Origin of the sequence: Pantoea sp. A4, assembly GCF_000295955.2 — a bacterium.
GTDB classification, from domain to species: Bacteria; Pseudomonadota; Gammaproteobacteria; order Enterobacterales; family Enterobacteriaceae; genus Pantoea; species Pantoea multigeneris.
The window spans coordinates 161,731-182,944 of record NZ_ALXE01000027.1 but is presented as its reverse complement, the minus strand read 5'-3'; the positions used below and the strand labels follow the sequence as shown (position 1 = coordinate 182,944).

Annotated in this window: 20 protein-coding genes; 13 read left to right on the top strand and 7 right to left on the bottom strand. The window is 52.5% G+C overall.

The features are described from left to right. The first annotated feature begins 166 nt into the window (after positions 1–166). Together lpcA and B880_RS0113680 are read left to right on the top strand one after the other, a co-directional pair. Complete coding sequence (gene lpcA, locus B880_RS0113685) at positions 167–745, top strand: D-sedoheptulose 7-phosphate isomerase (protein WP_017347995.1); 579 nt, start codon at positions 167–169, stop codon at positions 743–745. Between the two features lie 88 nt (positions 746–833). Continuing rightward, positions 834–1,601 carry a class II glutamine amidotransferase gene (locus B880_RS0113680; RefSeq protein ID WP_017347994.1) on the top strand — a complete coding sequence of 256 codons (768 nt, stop codon included), beginning with the start codon at positions 834–836 and terminating at the stop codon, positions 1,599–1,601. On the opposite strand, the gene dpaA is transcribed toward B880_RS0113680, so the two are convergent. Further along, positions 1,572–2,312 (bottom strand): peptidoglycan meso-diaminopimelic acid protein amidase, encoded by a 741-nt coding sequence (gene dpaA, locus B880_RS0113675; protein ID WP_017347993.1) that lies wholly within the window; start codon positions 2,310–2,312, stop codon positions 1,572–1,574. The two genes, B880_RS0113680 and dpaA, sit on opposite strands and share 30 nt — an antisense overlap. Positions 2,313–2,556: 244 nt before the next feature. Between dpaA and dinB the strand changes: the two genes are divergently transcribed. Continuing rightward, positions 2,557–3,612: a DNA polymerase IV gene (gene dinB / locus B880_RS0113670; RefSeq protein ID WP_017347992.1), complete on the top strand. Its 1,056-nt coding sequence runs from the start codon at positions 2,557–2,559 to the stop codon at positions 3,610–3,612. Here the strand turns inward: dinB and B880_RS0113665 are convergent. The 5 genes from B880_RS0113665 to pepD form a co-directional block, all read right to left on the bottom strand. Then, positions 3,563–6,319: a hypothetical protein gene (locus tag B880_RS0113665; protein ID WP_157060556.1), complete on the bottom strand. Its 2,757-nt coding sequence runs from the start codon at positions 6,317–6,319 to the stop codon at positions 3,563–3,565. The genes dinB and B880_RS0113665 overlap by 50 nt on opposite strands. A 160-nt stretch (positions 6,320–6,479) precedes the next feature. After that, positions 6,480–7,550 (bottom strand): sugar ABC transporter substrate-binding protein, encoded by a 1,071-nt coding sequence (locus tag B880_RS0113660; RefSeq protein ID WP_017347990.1) that lies wholly within the window; start codon positions 7,548–7,550, stop codon positions 6,480–6,482. Between the two features lie 24 nt (positions 7,551–7,574). Next, a complete protein-coding gene (locus B880_RS0113655) occupies positions 7,575–8,573 on the bottom strand; it encodes an ABC transporter permease (protein ID WP_017347989.1) in 999 nt (332 codons plus the stop codon). Beyond that, entirely contained in the window at positions 8,570–10,075 is a 1,506-nt protein-coding gene (locus B880_RS0113650) for a sugar ABC transporter ATP-binding protein (protein WP_017347988.1), read from the bottom strand. The genes B880_RS0113655 and B880_RS0113650 overlap by 4 nt, the downstream gene beginning before the upstream one ends. 323 nt (positions 10,076–10,398) lie before the next feature. Next, a complete protein-coding gene (gene pepD, locus B880_RS0113645) occupies positions 10,399–11,856 on the bottom strand; it encodes a beta-Ala-His dipeptidase (protein WP_017347987.1) in 1,458 nt (485 codons plus the stop codon). A gap of 252 nt (positions 11,857–12,108) precedes the next feature. On the opposite strand from pepD, the gene gpt reads away from it, so the two are divergent. The 3 genes from gpt (at position 12,109) to crl (ending at position 14,370) form a co-directional block, all read left to right on the top strand. After that, positions 12,109–12,567, top strand: coding sequence for a xanthine phosphoribosyltransferase (gene gpt / locus B880_RS0113640; RefSeq protein ID WP_017347986.1), 459 nt, complete (start codon positions 12,109–12,111; stop codon positions 12,565–12,567). A 96-nt stretch (positions 12,568–12,663) separates the two neighbouring features. Then, on the top strand, positions 12,664–13,911 hold the full coding sequence (frsA, locus tag B880_RS0113635) for an esterase FrsA (protein ID WP_017347985.1): 1,248 nt from the start codon (positions 12,664–12,666) through the stop codon (positions 13,909–13,911). A 57-nt stretch (positions 13,912–13,968) separates the two neighbouring features. Next, entirely contained in the window at positions 13,969–14,370 is a 402-nt protein-coding gene (gene crl, locus B880_RS0113630) for a sigma factor-binding protein Crl (RefSeq protein ID WP_017347984.1), read from the top strand. Positions 14,371–14,527: 157 nt separating this feature from the next. Here the strand turns inward: crl and ompC are convergent, their stop codons facing one another. Then, positions 14,528–15,640, bottom strand: a complete 1,113-nt coding sequence (gene ompC, locus B880_RS0113625; RefSeq protein ID WP_026042638.1) for a porin OmpC — start codon at positions 15,638–15,640, stop codon at positions 14,528–14,530. A gap of 248 nt (positions 15,641–15,888) precedes the next feature. On the opposite strand from ompC, the gene proB reads away from it, so the two are divergent. The 7 genes from proB (at position 15,889) to B880_RS26725 (ending at position 21,204) form a co-directional block, all read left to right on the top strand. Next, positions 15,889–16,992, top strand: a complete 1,104-nt coding sequence (proB, locus tag B880_RS0113620) for a glutamate 5-kinase (protein ID WP_017347982.1) — start codon at positions 15,889–15,891, stop codon at positions 16,990–16,992. Positions 16,993–17,002: 10 nt separating this feature from the next. Continuing rightward, complete coding sequence (proA, locus tag B880_RS0113615; RefSeq protein ID WP_017347981.1) at positions 17,003–18,256, top strand: glutamate-5-semialdehyde dehydrogenase; 1,254 nt, start codon at positions 17,003–17,005, stop codon at positions 18,254–18,256. Positions 18,257–18,614: 358 nt separating this feature from the next. Then, positions 18,615–19,343 carry a LexA family transcriptional regulator gene (locus tag B880_RS0113610; RefSeq protein ID WP_017347980.1) on the top strand — a complete coding sequence of 243 codons (729 nt, stop codon included), beginning with the start codon at positions 18,615–18,617 and terminating at the stop codon, positions 19,341–19,343. A gap of 407 nt (positions 19,344–19,750) precedes the next feature. Further along, positions 19,751–20,029: a transcriptional antitermination N peptide gene (locus B880_RS0113605; protein ID WP_017347979.1), complete on the top strand. Its 279-nt coding sequence runs from the start codon at positions 19,751–19,753 to the stop codon at positions 20,027–20,029. A gap of 229 nt (positions 20,030–20,258) precedes the next feature. Further along, complete coding sequence (locus B880_RS0113600) at positions 20,259–20,726, top strand: hypothetical protein (RefSeq protein WP_017347978.1); 468 nt, start codon at positions 20,259–20,261, stop codon at positions 20,724–20,726. Further along, positions 20,723–21,070 carry a DUF7940 domain-containing protein gene (locus B880_RS0113595; protein ID WP_017347977.1) on the top strand — a complete coding sequence of 116 codons (348 nt, stop codon included), beginning with the start codon at positions 20,723–20,725 and terminating at the stop codon, positions 21,068–21,070. The genes B880_RS0113600 and B880_RS0113595 overlap by 4 nt, the downstream gene beginning before the upstream one ends. After that, a complete protein-coding gene (locus B880_RS26725) occupies positions 21,067–21,204 on the top strand; it encodes a hypothetical protein (RefSeq protein ID WP_017347976.1) in 138 nt (45 codons plus the stop codon). The genes B880_RS0113595 and B880_RS26725 overlap by 4 nt, the downstream gene beginning before the upstream one ends. The last annotated feature ends 10 nt before the right edge of the window (positions 21,205–21,214 follow it).

Sequence of the window (21,214 nt, the reverse complement as noted above, 5' to 3'; positions counted from 1 at the left end):
ATGATGGAGGATATGAATTTCCACAGGCTTCACAAAAACGGGTGAAGCAGGGCAGAAAAGTTGTTTTTTTCACCGGGTAATCCCGCTTTCGCAGGATGATTGCTTTGCGCCCATGGCGCGTTTGGTTAAAATTGCGCGGTTATCTCTTTCCCTCTAAGGAACTCCTATGTACCAGGACATCATTCGCGCTGAACTCAATGAAGCAGCAGATACGCTCAACAACTTCCTCAGCGATGAAGCAAATATCCACACCATCCAGCGTGCAGCAGTACTGCTGGCAGACAGCTTCAAAGCCGGCGGAAAAGTGCTTTCGTGCGGTAACGGGGGTTCTCACTGTGATGCTATGCACTTTGCCGAGGAGTTAACGGGTCGCTATCGCGAAAACCGCCCTGGCTATCCCGCTATTGCTATCTCGGATGTGAGCCATATCTCCTGCGTCAGTAATGATTTTGGCTACGACCATGTGTTCTCTCGCTATGTTGAAGCCGTTGGCCGTTCCGGTGACGTGCTGCTCGGCCTGTCGACTTCAGGTAACTCAGCAAACATCATCAAAGCGATTGAAGCGGCACGTGCACAGGGGATGAAAGTCATTACGCTGACCGGGAAAGACGGCGGAAAAATGGCTGGCACCGCAGACATTGAAATCCGAGTGCCGCACTTTGGTTATGCTGACCGTATCCAGGAAGTGCACATTAAAGTGATTCATATCCTGATGCTGTTGATCGAAAAAGAGATGGCAAAATAAGTCAGCCAGTGGCTGGGTTTGGTAGGTCAATTCGAGAATCACTTTTATCTCCTGCGCAGGCAGGAGATGTTTGAATGAGGCAGAAGCTATGTGTGAATTGCTCGGAATGAGCGCCAACGTTCCGACAGATATCTGTTTTAGTTTCACCGGGCTGGTACAGCGTGGTGGTGGCACCGGGCCGCATAAAGATGGCTGGGGGATCACCTTCTACGAGGGCAAAGGCTGCCGGACGTTCAAAGATCCGCTCCCGAGTTTCAATTCACCCATTGCGCGCCTGGTGCAGGAATATCCGATTAAGTCACATTCGGTGGTGGCGCATATTCGTCAGGCCAACCGGGGTGAAGTCTCGCTGGAAAATACCCATCCCTTCACGCGCGAACTCTGGGGCCGCAACTGGACCTATGCCCACAACGGCCAGTTGAAAGGGTATAAAACGCTGGATACGGGCACCTTCCGTCCGGTAGGCGAAACGGACAGTGAGAAGGCATTTTGCTGGATCTTACATAAGCTGGCAGAGCGTTATCCCCGCACGCCAGGGCAGTGGCCAGCGGTGTTTCGTTACATTGGTGAGTTGGCCGCAGAGCTACGACAGAAGGGTGTATTTAATATGCTACTGTCGGATGGCCGCTATCTGATGGCGTTTTGTTCCACCAATCTGTTCTGGATCACCCGCCGCGCGCCTTTTGGCAAGGCACGCTTACTGGATCAGGATGTTGAGATTGATTTTCAGCGGCACACTTCTTCACAGGATGTGGTGACAGTGATTGCCACTCAGCCGCTGACCAGTAATGAAACCTGGCAGCGGATTATGCCAGGTGAGTGGGCGTTATTCTGTCTTGGAGAGCGCCAGGAATGATTTGGACGCGGCCGCGGGATCGACAATCACCGGGCTGTTGTTCATCACATACTGACCGCTGCTAACGGCAACGTTCGGCGGCACATGATATTTTTCAAACCAGGCATAACCCGGCTGTAGCTCACGCCAGAAGTTGATGTACGTCGAATCGCGATGATTTCTCATATTGCTGTCTGTCATGTGGAACGGATAGATAGCAATATTGACTTCCGGTTGACCGTTACGCAGTGCGGCATTCACATAGGTAAAGATCTCATCCATATAGGCATTGGTCATCGCGTAGCAGCCGATGGATTTGCAATCGCCGTGGATCATCAGATAGGCACCGCTGTAATTGTGATCGCGATCATACTGATTGGGGAAGCCGACGTTAATCGCACGATAGTAATGGCTATCAGGCTTTAACTGATTGAGTTTTACGCTGTAAAAACCTTCCGGACTTTTGAAGTCCCCTTCACGGCGTTTTGGCCCGAGCCCGCCGGAGAAGTTACAGATGCGATAGGTATCTAACAGACGGTACTGGCTGCCGACTTTACCGTACAGTTCCAGCACGCGCTCCTGCTTAAATATCTGAATATAAACCGGTGTACCCAGTAACTGCTGTTTAAGTTCTTTGCTCACTGGCGTGTTCGTTTGAACCGCATCTGGAGTCATTGCCATGCTGAGGGCTGGCAACAGAATCATCGCAAACATCAGTGCGATTCTGCCCATGCTGTGTGTACCTTAGAATAATAGTAAAAACCATGCGCAGAGCGCGCCACTGCCTGCGTTATAGGAAATATCCGCATCCGCCGCGCAACATTATCATTGTTTATTTTTTTATCAAGCTGCCGCCGATGAAATTCCCTGCCAGAAGGCGGGATTACGCCGACAATTTTGTAAACATTCATCGTTGTGCGGGGGGTGATTGCAGATTCGCCGATTGACTGTATACTTATCCAGTGCTGGAGGGGGTATGCGTAAAATCATTCACGTCGATATGGACTGCTTTTTTGCTGCGGTAGAAATGCGCGATGATCCCTCATTGCGTGATATTCCCATCGCGATTGGCGGCAGCCGCGAGCGGCGTGGCGTAATCAGTACCGCCAACTATCCCGCACGCAAATATGGGGTGCGTAGTGCCATGCCCACCGGTATGGCATTAAAGCTCTGCCCGCATTTACGCCTGTTGCCAGGGCGCTATGACGCCTATAAACAAGCTTCCGCACAGATTCGCGACATCTTCCAGCGCTACACCGCTTTTATTGAACCGCTCTCACTGGATGAAGCCTATCTTGACGTGAGTGACAGCCCGCACTGCCAGGGGTCGGCCACGCGTATCGCGGAGGAGATCCGCGCGACAATCTACCGTGAAACCGGCTTAACCGCCTCGGCAGGGGTGGCACCGGTGAAATTTCTCGCCAAAATTGCCTCCGATCTCAATAAGCCCAATGGGCAATATGTCATCACACCCCAGGCGATGCCGGATTTTCTGCTGACGTTGCCACTGGCAAAAATTCCTGGTGTGGGCAAAGTGTCGGCAAAAAAGCTGGAGGAGATGGGGCTAAAAACCTGTGGCGATGTGCAGCAAGCCGACCTCGCCACGCTGTTGAAGCGTTTTGGTAAATTTGGCCGCGTGCTGTGGGAGCGCAGCAACGGTACTGACGATCGTGATGTGGTGGTCGAGCGTGAGCGCAAGTCCCTTGGGGTTGAACGCACGCTGGCGGAGGATATTCATCACTGGGAGGATTGTCTGAGTATTATCGACTATCTCTATGCTGAGCTGGATCGCCGTCTGGCTCAGATCCGCCCTGATAAGCAGGTAGCACGTCAGGGGGTGAAGTTAAAATTCAGCGATTTTCAGCAGACCACTCAGGAACACATCTGGCCAGTCCTGAATAAGCAGGACATGATTGAGGTTGCCCGCCGAACCTGGGATGAACGCAGAGGCGGGCGTGGTGTGCGGTTAGTCGGTTTGCACGTTACTTTGGTAGAATCACATCTGGAGAGACAGCTGTTGTTAGCAATCTAAGCTGATTTTTTTCTGGCGCTTCTTTACCCCGAGCCGAGTTTCTTAATCCAGCGGTAATCAACTGGCGGATAATTTTTTCCAGCACCGGTTTTAGCCCTGCGGAATAACCAATTTCACTGGCACGGGCGGCAAAAGAGCTGATTTTAAGCGTATCAGAGGTGTGAAAGAGTATCAGCTGCTGCGAGAGTTTTCTGAGTGCGGGTGCCACGGAATAAACCGGTGAGTTGAGATCGATATGCGTAGCGCTGGGGCTCAGGATATTTTCATTGATCGAGCTGGCGAGTGACGTATCACGGGAAGGAGGTTGTACCTTTATTTTCGGTATTAGGGGCGAAGAAGGCGAGAAAAAGGCTTTCTGCAGATCAAAATCGCTCCAGTCTTCCAGATGTCGCAGGTTTTCCAGCGGACTCTCTCTTCCTGAGTGGGTGGCTTTATCCAGTTTCAGTCGCCGCAGGAAACGAATGATTTTTAGAATGATCTCATCCATAAATTCTGATGTGTCAATTTTCTCCAGGCTTAACATTGAGCGATCCAGCAAGCGTCGGGGTACGTTCAGCGAAGATTTAACGCTGTTTTGCAGCAGCTTAACCGGGCTGGAAAGGTGTGCCGGATTATTTTTTATCGCCTCAAAAGCGTTATTAGCACTGCGAAAGAATTTGGCTGCAAGCTTACCAGCGGCATAACCCACGCTTTCCATCAGCAGCGCTATGGCAATTTCATCTAATGCCTTCTCCCGTTTTACATTGGTATCCGCAGTGATGAATTTTAACATTTGCGGTGCGACAATGGTGGTTAATGTGATGATGAGGCCAGCCACTATGACATGAGGTGCGCCTACAACACCCAGTACCAGCAAGGGTACAGCGGCCATACCCGCAAGCTCTCGTCCTAATTTTGTCAGCAAAGAGACGATGCGTTCATCATATGAACGCATCAGTGTGTCAATGTTATGTTGAGTATGTTCGAAACGTCGGTTTAACAGCTCGGATGACAGTGACCCAAGCGTAAACCCTTGAGAAGAGAGCTGTAATCTGTTTTTTTGTCGAGAAGAGGGTGCACTACCCGTAAAAGTCGTGGCTGCTTTCTCTGTATAATAAAGTACCGGTAGCTTTTCATAATAAAGCGATAAATGATTCAGAATCCATTTTTTCTGCATTCCAGAAATGTTATAGCGAAGCTTGTTAATGGTTATCTTAAGTAATGGATTCTGTTTGTCTTTTAATGAAAAAAAGAGCGCAGTGATTTCATGGTCGGTCTCTTTTATCGGTATGGCAATAATATCAGTGAGTTTTATCCCCCCGCTATCACCAGGGGCGGCGATATTAACAACATGTGCATTGCTGGCACCGCTAAGGAAAGCGTTTATCGCTGAAAAATCCTGTTTGGTTATGCCATTCTCAAATTTAAGACACGATACAACCGTTTGCAAAACTGATATTTTCTGCACATCGGTATAAAACGCTAACTGTTTTTGATCTTTTTTTATTGTCGCGACGTCATCAGCATAGGCACGTCCGAAATTAATGTTGGTGAGTTCATCAATCAGTTTAGGTTGTTTTTTTAACTGTGGTGGCCAGAATATTTTTTCACAGGTAATAGTTTGAGTCAGAGTGTTTTCAATCAGTGCTCCTTCCGCCATGTTTTGACCCAGAATATGGCGCAAGTTCTCTCTTCGATAGATATGAGTCGGTTTGGCTGGATTAAGCAATCCGGTTGAAATAACCCGTTTTTTAAGGATGCCTGAAATCATCTCCTCTGGATCAAGGGTTGTATTGTATTTCATACCGGTATCTGTGATTTTTTTATCTATCCAGGTTTTTGCTGACAGTACACTCACTCTGTTGAGGTCGAACTTTCCAATGTTTAGTAACTGATTTTTTAATAAATCAACATTGTCTGCCAGAGTTTCAAATATTTCATGAATAATTTCTTGCCGCGTTTCCGGGCTCAGGTTTTTTAAGTTTTCATTAAGCGCACGATAAGCCACGGGGATGCCTTTCTCCTGCGTGTTAATCAGTATCGATGGGGTGTCTTCTGGCCACTGCACAGAAATTTCACCAGGAGTGAAATGGGTTGTACAGGCGACATTGTGTTTTACCCAAGTGGCAAATCCGGGGGTGAAGATGTCTTGTAAACTGTAAGGATACATAGAATGGGGTAAATCAGGATCTTCCTGCTCTATTTTAACCAGGACTTCTGTGTCGGGGTTCCATTCTTCATCTTCTGTAAGTACTTCATGCAGCCATGCCGTTACGTAGTCTGGTGTCTTCCACACGGCTCGTGCGGTAAAACTCTCAAGCCGATGAGTGGCATAGTCGTAATCGCTGTTTAGCATACGCGTTTTACGCTGCAATGCATCGACCATGGTGGCGTTAAGCGTTTTCAGGTATTCGGGCGTAAGACTGTCGGCATGTTGCAGCCTCGCTCTGTTCGCTTGCATTTTTTTACTCTGTGCCTCCTCCAGCATGACAAAAGTGACTTCCTGAAGCTGAGTGCGATTATCAGAACGGGGTGGAGGCAGCGTCGGGTTTAATAACGCATCGCAATAGCGATAACGAAAGGGTGAGGAGGTTGGGGTTGGGTCAGATAACTCCTGCAATTTTACGGGGGTTGGGGGCTTAGGAGGGGGGCGCTTAGTAGACAGACGCTCAGGGGATGGGCGAGCAGTCGATACGGCAGGAAAAAACGGTCCCAGTTGAAATGGCATTCTGAACTCCTGATAGAACAGTGGGGTTTCAGAGTGTAATTAAACTGAATTGATTAACGTAACTGGCGCAGTCTTTGTTTCAGCGCAGTTTTTTCGCACATGACGTATGGGCAGGACAGTGAAGCCTTTCCGCAGAAAGGCCTCAACGTGATAACAGGAATCAGTGTTTTGCGTATTTAGCTTCCAGGGTAGCAAACCAGGGGGCAACAAAGTCCTGATTACTGTCCCAGCCTGGGATGATTTTACTCAACGAGGCCATATTGACCGCACCTTGCTGGCTGTTGAGTAATTTCTGATCAATAGCTGCGGCTTTAAACTGGTAGGTCGCTGGGGTGGTTTCGCCGCCCAGTTTTTCCGCCACCAGACGCATGTTCACCGCGCCGATGGTTTTAGGGTCTACTGCGACTGTCTGCACCCACGAGCTGTTTTTCTGGTGCATCAGCTGGAGATCCTGATTGGAGACATCAATGCTGTACAGCTTGATTTCGGTACGGCCATTCTCCTGCAACGCTTTATAGGCACCCTGGCTAAAGGCATCCCAGGAGCCCCAAATCGCATCAATTTTCCCTTTCGGGTATTTCGCCAGGATCGCACCGATTTTATTGGCAGTGTCACCCTGTACATCGGTAGACACTGCGCCAATGGACTCCAGCTGATGAATACCGGGATTGGCTTTCAGGACTTTCTCGTACACCACCTGGCGGCGTTCCATTGCCGGGAAGCCCGCGACCCACAGCTTGACGATATTGGCTTTGCCGTTGAAATCTTTAACGATCTGATTCAGTGAGATATCCGCCAGAGAAGCATCATCCTGTGCGGTAACGGTAACGCCCTCCACCGGGGTATTTACTGGCGTATCAAACACCGAAACTTTGATCCCGGCATCCGCAATACGTTTTACCAGCGCGGTAGAGTAGGGGTCTTTGCCGTGCGACAGAATAATCGCATCATACTTTTCACTGATCGCCTGGTTAACAAAATCCTGGAAGCGCGCGTCATCACCGTTGCTAAGAAATGTGCTGACCTTGAAGCCCAGTTTGCGCCCTTGTTGAATGGCACCTGCCACGAACTGCGTGGTGTTGTCGTCGGAGCCGAGGTTGCGAATAATCGCAACGCGAATCGGACCTTGATGATTCGCAATCGCGGCAGGGACCGCTGCCGTGGTGTCAGCAAATGCTGCTGAGACATTCAGCAGGCTCAAAGCCAGCAGAGATAGGGCCACTTTTTTCATGATTTTTTCCCGTTATTGAGTGTGTCAGCGACGCTGCATATAAGTCATTGCCAGGGCCAGAGCCAGCACCAGGCCTTTGATGATATCCATGGCGTAATAGGGGACGGAGAGCATCACCAGGCCGTTTTGCAGAACGCCCAGTAATATCGCCCCAACCAGGGTGCCCAGCGCATTAGGTTTGCCGGAACCGGCAAGCGAGAATCCTATCCAGGCGGCCGCAACCGCATCCATCAAGTAACCGGCTCCCGCATTGACCTGTGAAGAGCCGATACGTGACGCCAGTAAAATGCCACCCAACCCCGCCAGCAGCGAAGCGATGACGTAAGCCAGCACGCGATAGCGTGTGGTCCGGATACCCGACAGGCGAGCCGCTTCTGGGTTGCCGCCCAGTGCGTACATGCGTCGACCATGTTTGGTTAGCGAAAGGGCAAGCTGAGCAACAATGGTTACCACCAGCATGATGATCACAATGGTCGGTACTTGTCCCAGCAGCCCAAAGTAGGCAGGCACCGTGCCTTCCGCCATATCACCACTTGGCATCACCATATTTTCAGTGATGGAGCCGCCAAAGCTGTAGGTCATCGCGACGCCCTGAATCACAAACAGCGTGGCCAGTGTGGCCAGCATGTCGGGAATACGCAGCACCACAATCAGGAAGGCATTGACCAGACCGACCAGCGCGCAGAGCGCCAGGGTCAGAACAATGGCTTCAGTCGTGCCCATGCCGTACCAGACGAACAGCGAGATAACGATGGAGTTCGCCAGCGTAGCAGTCGAGCCCACGGAGAGATCAAACCCTCCCACCACCAGCGAAACCGATACGCCAATGGCAATCACGGTGACGATGGCAATCGAGCGCAGGATATTAATGATGTTATTGGGATCGAGGAAACTGTCTGAGGCCAGACCAAAACCGGCAATCAGCAGGACCACGGTTAGCAGCATCCCCCATTTGTAGAGAAAGTCGAACAGTTGATGGCGCAGCGTCGGCTGCGGGGTCAGGGAAATATCTTTGCTGCTCACGCAGGGGTTCCTCCGGTGGAATAAAGCAAGAGTGTTTCTTCTGTGGCCTCATGAGCATCCAGCTCTGCCACGATGCGCCCGTCCCACAGCACACAGATGCGATCGCACAAGCCGACCAGCTCAGCAAACTCGCCGGAGGCATAAATAACGCCTTTGCCCTGGCGCGCCTGGCCGTCAATCAGCGTAAAAAGGTCTGTTTTAGCTTTGATATCAACGCCTTTGGTTGGCTCATCAAAAATCAGGATGTCGGCGTTGTTACGCAACCATTTACCGATGGCGACTTTCTGTTGATTCCCTCCGGACAGGCGGCGCAAATGCTGTGCCGGGCCAGTGGTACGTACGTTGAGGCGTTGAATGATCTCTTCAGCCCAGCGCCAGGCTTTGCGTTGTCCGAACAGGCTCCAGCGCGAGAAACTGTCATCCGCGCTGACGCTGAGGTTCATGGTTACTGATTCATCAATAAAGATGCCCTCTTTGCGCCGCTCTTCGGGCACCAGCGCCATTCCCTGCGCAACCGAATGATAGGGGGACTGCGGTCGCCAGGGCTTACCGTGCAACTCTCCGCGCGTCAGGCGACTTTTCGTGGCACCAAACAGCGCTTTACACAATTCGGTTTTACCGGCACCGGCTAATCCTGCGATGCCAAGAATCTCGCCTTTGTGCAGGCGTAATGAGATGTTCTGCAACAGTCGATCATCATGCAGCCCTTCAACCGCCAGGAGCTGCGTGGAATCATGGGGTGGACGGCGTGGAGGATAGATATCCTGCAACACGTGGCCGAGCATTTTCTCAACGATCTGCTCGCCACTGAGCTGAGCCATGGGGCCGCTTTCCACCAGCCGGCCATCGCGCAATACCGTCAGGCGGTCGCAGATGGCTTTTAACTCGTGAATGCGATGAGAGATAAAAATCACGCCAATTCCGCTCCGCTGTAAACGCCGCACCACGTTAAACAGGCGTTCGCTTTCATGTTGATCGAGCGGGGCAGTGGGTTCATCCAGAATCAGGAAGCGGCAGTGGTGTGACAACGCTCGCGCCAGCAGGATTTGCTGTTTCTCCGCCAGAGAGCAGCTTTCCACCAGACGATTCACATTGATGTCGATCTCTAACTGCGCCAGCAATTCCCGTGCCTGACGGCGCAGATGGCCCCAGTTATAGGTATGGCCCGGCTCTGCGAGCTGATCGAGCAGGATATTTTCCGCCACGCTCAGTTGCGGCACTAAAGCGACATCCACTTCCTGCTGCACAATATGAATGCCGAGCTGTTTAGCCTCACGCGGGCTGCGAATGACCACCGGTTTGCCATCCAGCAAAATCTCACCGCTGTAGTGGCTGTGCGCGCCGGATAAGACCGCCATCAGGGTCGATTTCCCCGCACCATTGGCACCGGTCAGCGCATGCACTGAATGACCCTCGGTCACAAAATCGACCTGAGTGAGTGCGGCGAATCCGCCAAAGGCAATGGAGATATTACGCATCTCCAGGCGGTTCAGGGCACTCATGCAGCGCTCTCCCAAAAATAATCAACTGGCCGCATTTTTTCCTGGAGTGACTATGCGAGCAACAAACGAAAGTGCATAAGCTAGCACAAAAGGTTATTAGCCATCCAGACGTCCAGGTATAAAGGTGGCTAAGACTAGCGATGTACATCAGCGCGCTATTTTTCGCTGGTTTTTATGATTTTTCTGGAGATTATCGCGGGTTTCAGGCGTAAGGCGGGGAAGGCACAGTGGCCGTTGAGGTGTGAAAGATGGGTAAGCAGATATAAAAAATGCCAGCCGCAAACGCAGGCTGGCACAGGTATAGCGCGGAAAACCGCAGTGAATTACTTCTCTGGCACCACTGACAGCAGTGCAGTCAGCAGCTGCCAGTAGAGGCCAACGCTTTCAATATGCACTTGCTCATCCGGCGAATGCGGTCCGGTGATGGTTGGTCCAATCGACACCATATCCATATTTGGATAAGGCTTTTTGAACAGACCACACTCCAGACCGGCGTGAATCACCTGAATGTTCGGCTCTTTGCCAAACAGCGCCTGATAGGTTTTACGCGTTAGCGCCATGATGGCGGAGTCGGCGTCTGGCTGCCAGCCCGGATAACCGCCTTTCGGTTCGGTTTTCGCGCCGGCTAACTGGCCGAGGGAGGTCAGGGTTTCCACCACGTAATCTTTGCCGGTATCGATCAGAGAACGAATCAGACAGATGATCTCGGCTTTATCCTGATCCATGGTCACGACGCCAACGTTCAGCGAGGTCTCCACCACGCCTTTGGCTACGTCTGAATCGCGGATCACGCCGTTTGGCGTGCTGTTCAGCAAGTTCAGGAAGCGGTCACGGCTATCCGTTGTCAGTGCTGGGCCTTGCTGGGCCAGCTCTTCACTCACCAGAGCAATGTTCTTCTCTTTAATGCCCAGCTCATTTTGCAGCGTGGCCAGGAAGTGTGCCGCAGCGGCTTTCAGCGCATCCAGCTTGTGGCGTGAAACGGCCAGGGTAGCGAAAGCTTCACGAGGAATGGCGTTACGCAGCGTACCGCCGCTGAAGGCGATCAGGCGCACATCCAGTTCCGCAGCGTGACGGCTGAGGAAGCGTGCCAACAGCTTGTTGGCATTGCCCAGACCGAGATGGATTTCCGCTCCAGAGTGGCCGCCTTTCAGGCCTTTCAGCGTCAGTTTTAGCGTATCAAAATCAGCCGGAACGGCTTCACGCGCCAGTGGCAAGGTAGAGATAAAATCGATCCCCCCCGCACAGCCCATGTAGATCTCACCCTCTTCTTCAGAGTCGGTGTTGATCAGCACGTCCGCCTGGAGCCAGTCAGGCTGCAAGCCAAATGCGCCATCCATGCCAGACTCTTCCGTCATGGTGAGCAGTACTTCTAACGGGCCGTGTACCACACCTTCGGCCACCAGCACGGCCAGGGCAGAAGCAAGGCCAATCCCGTTATCGGCGCCCAGCGTTGTTCCGCGTGCCTTCACCCATTCGCCATCAACGTAAGGCTGAATGGGATCTTTGGTGAAATCATGGACGGTATCGTTATTTTTCTGCGGCACCATATCGAGGTGCGCTTGCAACGCGACCGGAGTGCGCTTTTCCATACCTGGCGTGGCAGGCTTGCGGATCAGGATGTTGCCCACCTGATCGCGTTCGACCCAAAAACCCTGCTCTTTTGCCCAGCCGACAATATGTTCGGCCAGCGCTTCTTCGTGATAAGAGGGATGCGGGATGGAACACACCTTGGCAAAAATATCCCACAGCGGTTGGGGTGAGAGTTGCGATAATTCAGACACGACAAGTCTCCTGTGTCAGGGGCCGGGAAGTCGGCACTACGCTAGTTTCCAGTGAAAGATCGCCGTCAGCGAATCTGACGTGATGGGGCTGAGAATATCACTGTTTTTCAGCACTTGCTTAGCTGCTCGCGCTAAAAACCCGCAACCAGCATGCGGTATGCTGGTTTTTAGTGCGACAGATCTCTATAATCTCGCGCAACCTTTTCCCCATTGCACATTTTTTAAGCCAATCTGTTTGGCCGGGATTCCTTTATGAGCGAAAAATACGTCGTCACCTGGGACATGCTGCAAATTCATGCCCGTAAACTGGCTCAGCGCCTGCTACCTGTGGAACAGTGGAAAGGGATTATCGCGGTAAGCCGTGGCGGACTGGTACCTGCTGCGCTGCTGGCGCGCGAACTGGGTATCCGCCATGTTGATACCGTGTGCATCTCAAGCTACGACCACGATCACCAGCGTGAAATGAAAGTCCTGAAACGCGCCGAAGGCGATGGCGAAGGCTTTATTGTTATTGATGACCTGGTAGATACTGGCGGCACCGCTCAGGCGATCCGCGAAATGTATCCAAAAGGCCATTTTGTCACCATTTTCGCCAAGCCTGCTGGCCGCCCGTTAGTGGATGACTACATTGTGGATATTCCACAAAACACCTGGATTGAACAGCCGTGGGATATGGGCGTTGCCTACATTCCGCCGATTGTGAAAGGCTAATTGATCTGTAACAACGCCCGCTTAGTCGGGCGTTGTGCTTTTTAGTGCCCGCGCCGTACAATGACCCCCTGCTAAGCCGCCCGTTGGAGAGTCCCAATGTCAGGCAAAAACCTCAGTGAAGAGCTGTTCAAACCGCGTTTCAAACATCCCGAAACGTCCACGCTGGTCCGTCGTCCGCGCCACGCTAATCCTGCGGTGTTTTCCACCCTTGAAGGCCAGAGCCAGCGCGGCTGGTATCGTATGCTGAACAAGCTGTTGTGGAGCTGGCGTGGCGTATCGCCGCTGGAAATCAGCGAAGTGCTGGCGCGAATAGCCACCAGCCGCGAAGAGCACACCCGTGCTGATTGGCTGGACACCGTGATTGGCTACCGTAATGGCAACTGGAATTATGAGTGGTCGAAACAGGCTGCTGGCTGGCAGCAACAGGCGCTAACGACAGAGGATGACGCACTGGCCGGCGAGCAGTGGTTACAGGCCTCGCACGGCTATAGCCTCGCGGCTTATCCTTACATTAAAGGGGATGAGCTGGCCGATCAGGCTCAGGTGATGGCAAACCGTGCCTATGAGGAGGCGACACGTCGTTTGCCGGGCGAGCTGAAAGCGCTGACTTTCCCCATTGAAGGCGGCAGCGCCATTACCGGTTTTCTCCATATGCCCGCCGGGGCGACGGCACCTTATCCTACCGTGTTGTTATGCGCCGGGTTGGACTCGTTGCAAAGCGATCACTATCGCCTGTTCCACGACTTTCTTGCCCCACGCGGCATCGCGATGTTAACACTGGATATGCCGTCGGTTGGGTTTTCTTTGAAATGGAAACTGACGCAGGACACCAGCTTCCTGCATCAGCAGGTGATACGTCAGTTGGCCGATGTGGCCTGGATCGATCACACGCGAGTGGCCGCTTTCGGCTATCGCTTTGGTGCCAATGTTGCTGTGCGGCTCGGTTATCTGGAAGTCCCGCGCTTGCGCGCAGTGGCCTGTATTGGCGCACTGGTGCATGAGCTGCTGAGTAATCCCGTGTTGCAACAGCAGTTGCCGGACATGTATCTGGACGTGCTCGCCAGCCGAATGGGGATGCCGTCGATCACCGATGAAGCTTTACATACGGAATTAAACCGCTACTCGTTAAAAACACAGGGGTTGTTAGGACGCCGTACGCCAACGCCGATGCTGGCGGCACACTGGCAAAACGATCTGTTTAGCCCGCCAGAGGAGGCGCAGCTGATTGCGCGTTCCAGCAGCGATGGCAAAGTGCTGGAAATCCCGGCCTCGCCACTGATGGCCAGTTTCGATCGCGGATTGAACCAGATTTGCGACTGGTTAGCGCAGCGACTAAAACGTTAGTGGCAGAAATGCCAGAGTTTGCTACAACTTATACGGTCAAACTAATGGAGATATCGCATGACATTACCCAGTGGTCACCCCCGTAGTCGCTTGTTAAAGCGTTTTAATGAGCTGGGGCCGTATATTCGTGAAGGGCAATGTGAGGGGACGCGTTTCTTCTTTGACTGCCTGGCAGTCTGCATTAACGTTAAGCCTGCACCGGAAATCCGCGAGTTTTGGGGCTGGTGGATGGAGCTGGAAGCGCAGGAAGACCACTTTACTTATGTCTACACCTTCGGCACCTATGATAAAGAAGGTCACTGGAGCGCCACGGCGATTAAAGGTAAAGAGCAACAGGATAAAGTGGCGGATACGCTGCGCAACTTCCATACCCGCCTGAAAGACGTGCTGGAAAAGCTGGATTTAAAGCTGATTCCCGCTGAAGGATTTGATGAGCAGCCCGTTAAGCTAAGCGCGTAACAGACAAAATAAAAAAGGCCGGTGAAGCACCGGCCGCAGCAGATTTGCCTTCCAGGTTGAGGTTTAACCCTCGCGCATATTCCCCTAAAAGAACTGCTGCTTTAAAAAAGGCCGGACTTAACCGGCCTCTAAGACACATTGAGGGTAATACGGTAAATCAGAACTGGTAAGTCATACCCAGTGCAACAACGTCATCAGTGTTCAGAGAGAGCTTGTTGTCATCTTTCAGCTGGTTAATTTTGTAATCAACAAAAGCAGACATGTTTTTGTTGAAGTAGTAGGTCGCGCCTACGTCGATATATTTAACCAGGTCTTCGTTACCGATACCGTTCTCGATATCTTTACCTTTGGTCTGTACATAGCCCAGTGACGGACGCAGACCCCAGTCGAACTGGTACTGTGCAACCAGTTCCACGTTCTGTGCTTTGTTAGCTGCACCGCTGACTGACGTATTGGTCAGGCGGTTAGTTCCGCTGATTGGCGTCATGTTACGGGTTTCAGTATAGATAGCGGCCAGGTAGATGCTGTTCGCATCATACTTGATACCACCACCCCATGAAGAGGCGTTGTCACCGTGACCATACGTAGCGGCCTGCTGCGTGTTGGTACGGTCAGAAGAGGTGATGGCACTCATCACGCTGATGCCGGTGTCGGCAAAGGTATAGCCCAGAGATGCGCCGTAGCCATCACCGTTCTGACGGGTGATATCGGTACGGGAGTTCGCTGAGTCAGCGCCGTTTTTGCCCTGGTATTGCAGCGCGAAGCGCAGGCCATCTACCAGACCAAAGAAGTTGTTGTTACGATAGGTCGCAACACCTGAAGTACGCTGTGACATGAAGTTATCAGCACGTGCTGTACCGTCACCACCGAACTCAGGGAAGACGTCCGTCCATGCTTCTACGTCATACAGTACGCCGTAGTTACGGCCGTAGTCGATAGAACCGTACTCATTGAATTTCAGACCGGCAAAGCCCAGACGGGTTTTGTTGCCGCTGTTGGCATCGCTGCCTTCAGAGTTGTTTACGTTGTACTGATATTCCCACTGACCGTAACCGGTCATCAGGTCATTAATTTTGGTCTGTCCCTTGAAACCGATACGAACGTAAGATTTGTCACCGTTGTTGCTGGTGCTATCACTGATGTAGTGCTCAGCCTTCACTTTGCCGTAGAAATCGAGTTTGTTGCCGTCTTTGTTATAGACTTCAGCAGCGTGAGCGCCTGATGCCAGAGCCAGTGTAGAGACGAGCAGTGCCAGTGTGCGTTTCTTCATTTTGCTATCAATCCCAAATGAGTAAATTATGTTTCTGAGTGAGAATTGTTGTAAATCACCGGGCACTTTTTTACCGGTCCCAGATGAAGTTTTCATGACAGTTTTCTGCGTTTCTTGTTAATCCGGAACTTTTGGTCTAGCGATTTGTCCGGGGAAATTTGTGCTATTACCCTGATGGGAGTTGGCTTCCTGCCTCACTCCTGATAAAAAGTTCCTTCGCAGAACTTTTTTTCACAACGGCAGGAAATATGAGTGGCAGTCAGACCCTTGTGGTCAAATTGGGTACCAGCGTACTAACCGGCGGTTCACGTCGGCTTAATCGCGCGCACATGGTGGAGTTGGTGCGCCAGTGTGCGCAGCAACATGCAGCGGGACACCGCATTGTTATCGTCACTTCTGGCGCGATTGCCGCCGGGCGCGAACACCTCGGCTACCCCGAACTGCCACCTACCATCGCCTCAAAGCAGCTGCTGGCTGCGGTGGGGCAGAGCCGTTTGATCCAGCTGTGGGAACAGCTGTTCTCGATTTATGGCATTCACGTCGGGCAGATGTTGTTAACCCGCGCGGACCTGGAAGATCGTGAACGCTTTCTTAATGCACGCGATATGATGCGCGCGCTGCTGGATAACCATATTGTTCCCGTTATCAACGAAAACGATGCCGTTGCAACGGCAGAGATTAAAGTGGGTGATAACGACAACCTTTCTGCGCTGGCGGCGATGTTGGCTGGTGCGGATAAGCTGTTGTTGCTGACCGATCAGCAAGGGCTGTATACGGCCGATCCGCGTAGCAACCCGGATGCTCAGCTGATTAGCGATGTGCACGTCATTGATGATGACCTGCGTGCATTGGCGGGTGGGGCGGTTTCAGGTCTGGGCACCGGCGGGATGTTTACCAAGTTGCAGGCCGCCGATGTGGCTTGCCGCGCAGGCATTGATACCATTATTGCGGCAGGGAGCCGTGCCGGTGTGGTGGTGGATGTGATAGCGGGGAACCCGGTGGGAACCCTGTTCCACGCACAGCAGACCCCACTGGAGAACCGCAAACGCTGGATCTTTGGTGCGCCACCTGCGGGTGAAATCACCGTGGATGATGGCGCACTGGCGGCCATTCTTGAACGCGGAAGCTCGCTGTTACCGAAAGGCATTCGTGACGTCAGCGGTAACTTCTCACGCGGGGAAGTGATTCGGATTCGCAGCCTGAGCGGACGCGATATCGCCCACGGGGTTTCGCGTTATAACAGCGATGCCCTGCGCATGATTGCCAGCCATCACAGCCAGCAGATCAGTGAAATTCTCGGTTATGAGTACGGTCCGGTTGCGGTCCATCGCGACGACATGATCGTCAGTTAAGGAACAGTCAATGCTTGAAGAAATGGGTAAAGCGGCACGTGCCGCAGCGTATACGCTAGCGGAGCTCAGCACCGCAGAAAAAAACCAGGTGTTACTCACTATCGCCGATCGACTGGAAGCGGAGAGTGATGCCATTCTCGCGGCTAATGAACTGGATCTGGCCGATGCACGTCAGAACGGGATGAGCGCTGCGCTGCTTGACCGTCTGACGCTGAACCCGCAGCGCCTGAGCGCTATCGCCAGCGATGTGCGTAAAGTGTGTCAGTTGGCCGATCCGGTAGGGCAACTGATGGATGGCGGCGTGCTGGATAGCGGACTGCGTATTGAACGTCGCCGCGTACCGTTAGGTGTGATTGGCGTGATTTATGAAGCGCGTCCTAATGTCACCGTAGACGTGGCCTCTCTGTGCCTGAAAACCGGCAATGCGGCGATTCTGCGCGGTGGCAAAGAGACCTGGCGCACCAATGCCGCAACGGTACGCGTGATCCAGAATGCCCTGAAGTTACATAACCTGCCAGCCGCCGCGGTTCAGGCGATTGAAAACCCCGATCGTGAACTGGTTAATCAGTTGCTGAAGCTCGATCGCTACGTTGACATGCTGATCCCTCGTGGTGGCGCAGGCCTGCACAAGCTGTGTCGTGAAAACTCCACGATCCCGGTGATCACTGGCGGCATCGGTGTTTGTCATATTTACCTTGATGAAACCATGGAAGTGGAAGCGGCGCTTGAAGTGATTGTGAACAGTAAGAAACAGCGCCCAAGTGCCTGTAACTCACTGGAAACACTGTTAATCAACCAACAAATCGCCGATCGTTTCCTGCCAGCCTTTACTGCGCGCATGGCGCAAGAAGGCATTCCGCTGCATGCAGATGCCAATATCATTGACCGTTTGCAAGACAGCCCGGCGACCGTTACGCCGTTGCAGGAAGGGGACTACGACGATGAGTGGCTAGCGCTGGATCTCAACGTGCGTCTGGTGGCGTCGTTGGATGAGGCGGTAGACCACATCCGCACGCATGGCACCCAGCACTCCGATGCGATCCTGACGCGCAGTACGAAGAATGCGACCCGCTTCGTCAACAAAGTCGACTCTTCAGCGGTGTATGTTAACGCCAGCACCCGCTTCACCGATGGTGGTCAGTTTGGACTGGGAGCAGAAGTGGCGGTGAGCACGCAAAAACTGCACGCGCGTGGCCCCATGGGACTCGAAGCCCTGACCACCTACAAATGGATTGCCTGGGGTGACGACACCTTGCGCGCCTGATTTCCCGCGTTAAAACACGAAAAGTGCCCTGAGTGGCACTTTTTTTTTGCCCGACGATTTAGTGCCAGGGCCAGGTGGAGTTTGTTTTTTAAGCGCTAAGCGGTGATGAGCCTGGCTTACGTGTTGTAGCGAAAATCTGACATTTGTGTCCCCTATTTCCCCGCGAAACTCCCTGAAAATAGACCCTTTTCCAGCAGACCTGCCCGCATCTCTGGTCTCCACGCTAAGAACGAGGATAATGACAATTAGCGCTGCTTCACAAAAGCGGTTGGGTGGAAAACAAGCGGTAATATAAAATGAACTGGTAGCAATAATCAAAATAACATTCAGTCTTTTCCTAATGGCAGATTATTAACTAATGGTTAAAAACGAGCGTACCAGACAAGATTTTACTGCCAGACTGATTGCCGCCTGCGAAAGTGCGGGGATTGTCGGTCACGGAAGAAACAAACAGGTTGCACGGGCGATACAGGCCCAGGGGGGAAAAATCTCTACGCCAGCGGTGTGGAAGTGGTTTAACGGCCAGTCGATTCCTGACGGACGTAACCTGCTGGCGTTAAGCGAACTGTTAGGCGTGAGGGTGGAGTGGCTTCAGTACGGCATGGCGCAGTCGCCGGACACAAAACGGCACAGTAGCTCGGCACATCCTGAGGTTTTTCGCATTGAGAGTCTGGATATCGGGCAAAAAACCGCCGCCGGTCTCCCGTTATATGATGACTTTATTGAAACGATTCAGGCCATTGAGTTTGGAATGGATGAGGCTCGGGTATTGTTTAATGGCCGTTCGGCGGAGCACATCCGCCTGATAGCGATTAACAGTGATTCGATGGTCGGCACCTTCTCGCCGCGCGATCAGCTCTTTGTGGATGTGAGCGTTCACCGATTTGATGGTGATGGCATCTATCTTTTCACCCTGGATGAACAGATCTATCTCAAACGCCTTCAGCGTCAACATAAGAAAATCGCCGTGATTTCTGATAACAAACGCTATGAGACCTGGTATCTCAGCCCGGATGAGATTGACGTCATGAATGTGATGGCGAAGGTGATTATGAGCCAGGCGCGGCAGTATCAGCTGCTGGGTTGAGCGTCATTGGCTGGCGCGAGCAGAAAAAATAACTTGGTCAAAAACATAAATTTAACTGTTGGTAAATAAAAAATTAACTGATGGTGTTTGATAAAGCATAAGAACCTGTTAATAATTTTATCCTGAAGGTCAGTAACAAATTGCTCACCGGATGAGCCGCTCTTAAACAATTCAGGCGCTGCACAAGCGCAACGCACACCACACAGAGATCAGTGACCTCTGGGATGGGGTGGATTGCGCATTTTGCAGCGTCGCCAGTGACCGTGGCTTTACCAGGTGGCGTTTGCTCGGGTGACGTTTGTCATCCTGCAAACGCCGATCGGAAAAGCAACGCCTCCCGGACGCTTCGGTTAGCCGAATAGCGCGCCCGCCACCCCATCGCCAGAGACTCATTCACAGGAGGAGTTATGGCGATCATCCACTATGGCAAAACCACTTTCGCAGGTAACGCACGCACGCGTCGGCACCACCGACGTAAACCTGTCAGCCGACTTAAATTGAGCATTGATCAGGCACTGGGTATTGAGAGCCCCGGCATACTTCCACGCCAGGCCGAACGCATCTGTCTGCGCCCCGTACGCAGTCGCGTGGATCGGGCGGTGATGATGCCCGCCGCGCTTAGCACTGAGCAGGCAAGCCTGGATAACTGCTGTTTACCCCATATCTATCTCTACGCCGCCCGTTAAGCGTCGGGGTACGTTTCTCTGCGGGAGTATTGCTGCACTGTTGTTGCTCCCATCCTCCAGATTGCCTTTAGCATCATCGACCAGCGCATTTTGCTTTGCTGGCTAACCCTGCAGAAAAAATTATCAATCAGCGGCAACGCTGCCAGAGCCGCCTCTGTCATCAAGAAAACCTAAATCTCTCAGCCCCAACAGTGGGGCTTTTTGCATCCAGCCCTCAAGAGGAGTGTCTATGAGCCAAATTATCGCGGTACTGAATTTTGAAGAAGGCTATGTCGAAGCACCTTATCTGGATACACAAGGGTATCCCACCGTGGCGGGCGGTATTCGCATTGGGCCGAAAGGCGCTTCACTGAGTAACTATGTCTTTCGCGTGCCTCGTGCGGCGGGGGACGTCTGGAAGCAGTGCATTGTGGAAAATAAGTTGCAGGAGATGCAGGCACGTCCGGCAATTGCTCTCGCCTTGCAACAGTGCAACAGCGCACGAAGCGATGTGCTGTGCAGTATGGCTTACCAACTTGGCGTCGATGGCCTTTCGCTGTTCAAAGACATGTTGGGTGCCGTTGCGCGTGCGGATTTTAGTGACGCGGCTAATGCAATGCTCAACAGCCTGTGGGCGCACCAGACGCCGGGCCGCGCTCGCCGCCACGCAGAGGTGATCCGCAGCGGAACCTGGGATGTGTATCGGGGGCTGCTATGAGATGGCTGTTTTTTCTGATTGCCGTGTTGTTACTCATCATTGTGGTACTGCTGCTGCAGCGCTTTACCACGCTGCAATTCGTTGCACATGCCCGCCTGCTGTTTCGCACCTGGTCTGTCTGGCTCGCCTCATTCGGTTCGGTGCTGAGTGCCTGGGTGCAATCCTTTCCTTCTTCTGCTCTGGATGCATGGAATCAGCTGCCGGAGGAGGTTAAAGCCATTTTGCCCCACAACTATCTCGGGTTTATCGGCGCGTTTATGGTCGCGATGGGGGTTATTGCCCAGTTCGTGCGACAAAAAAATCTTCAGCTCGGCAAGCCTGTTCCCCCGGAAGAGAAACTATGACGCTGCTGACCTCACTGGCTGGCAGTCGTTGGGGCTGGCTGCTTTCCAGTGGCGCACTGCAAAGCGTGCTGCCGGTAGTTGAAAACATGATTCGGCTTATCAGCCATGCCCTGAATGCTTTTGCTGTTTTATAACGATCCTGAG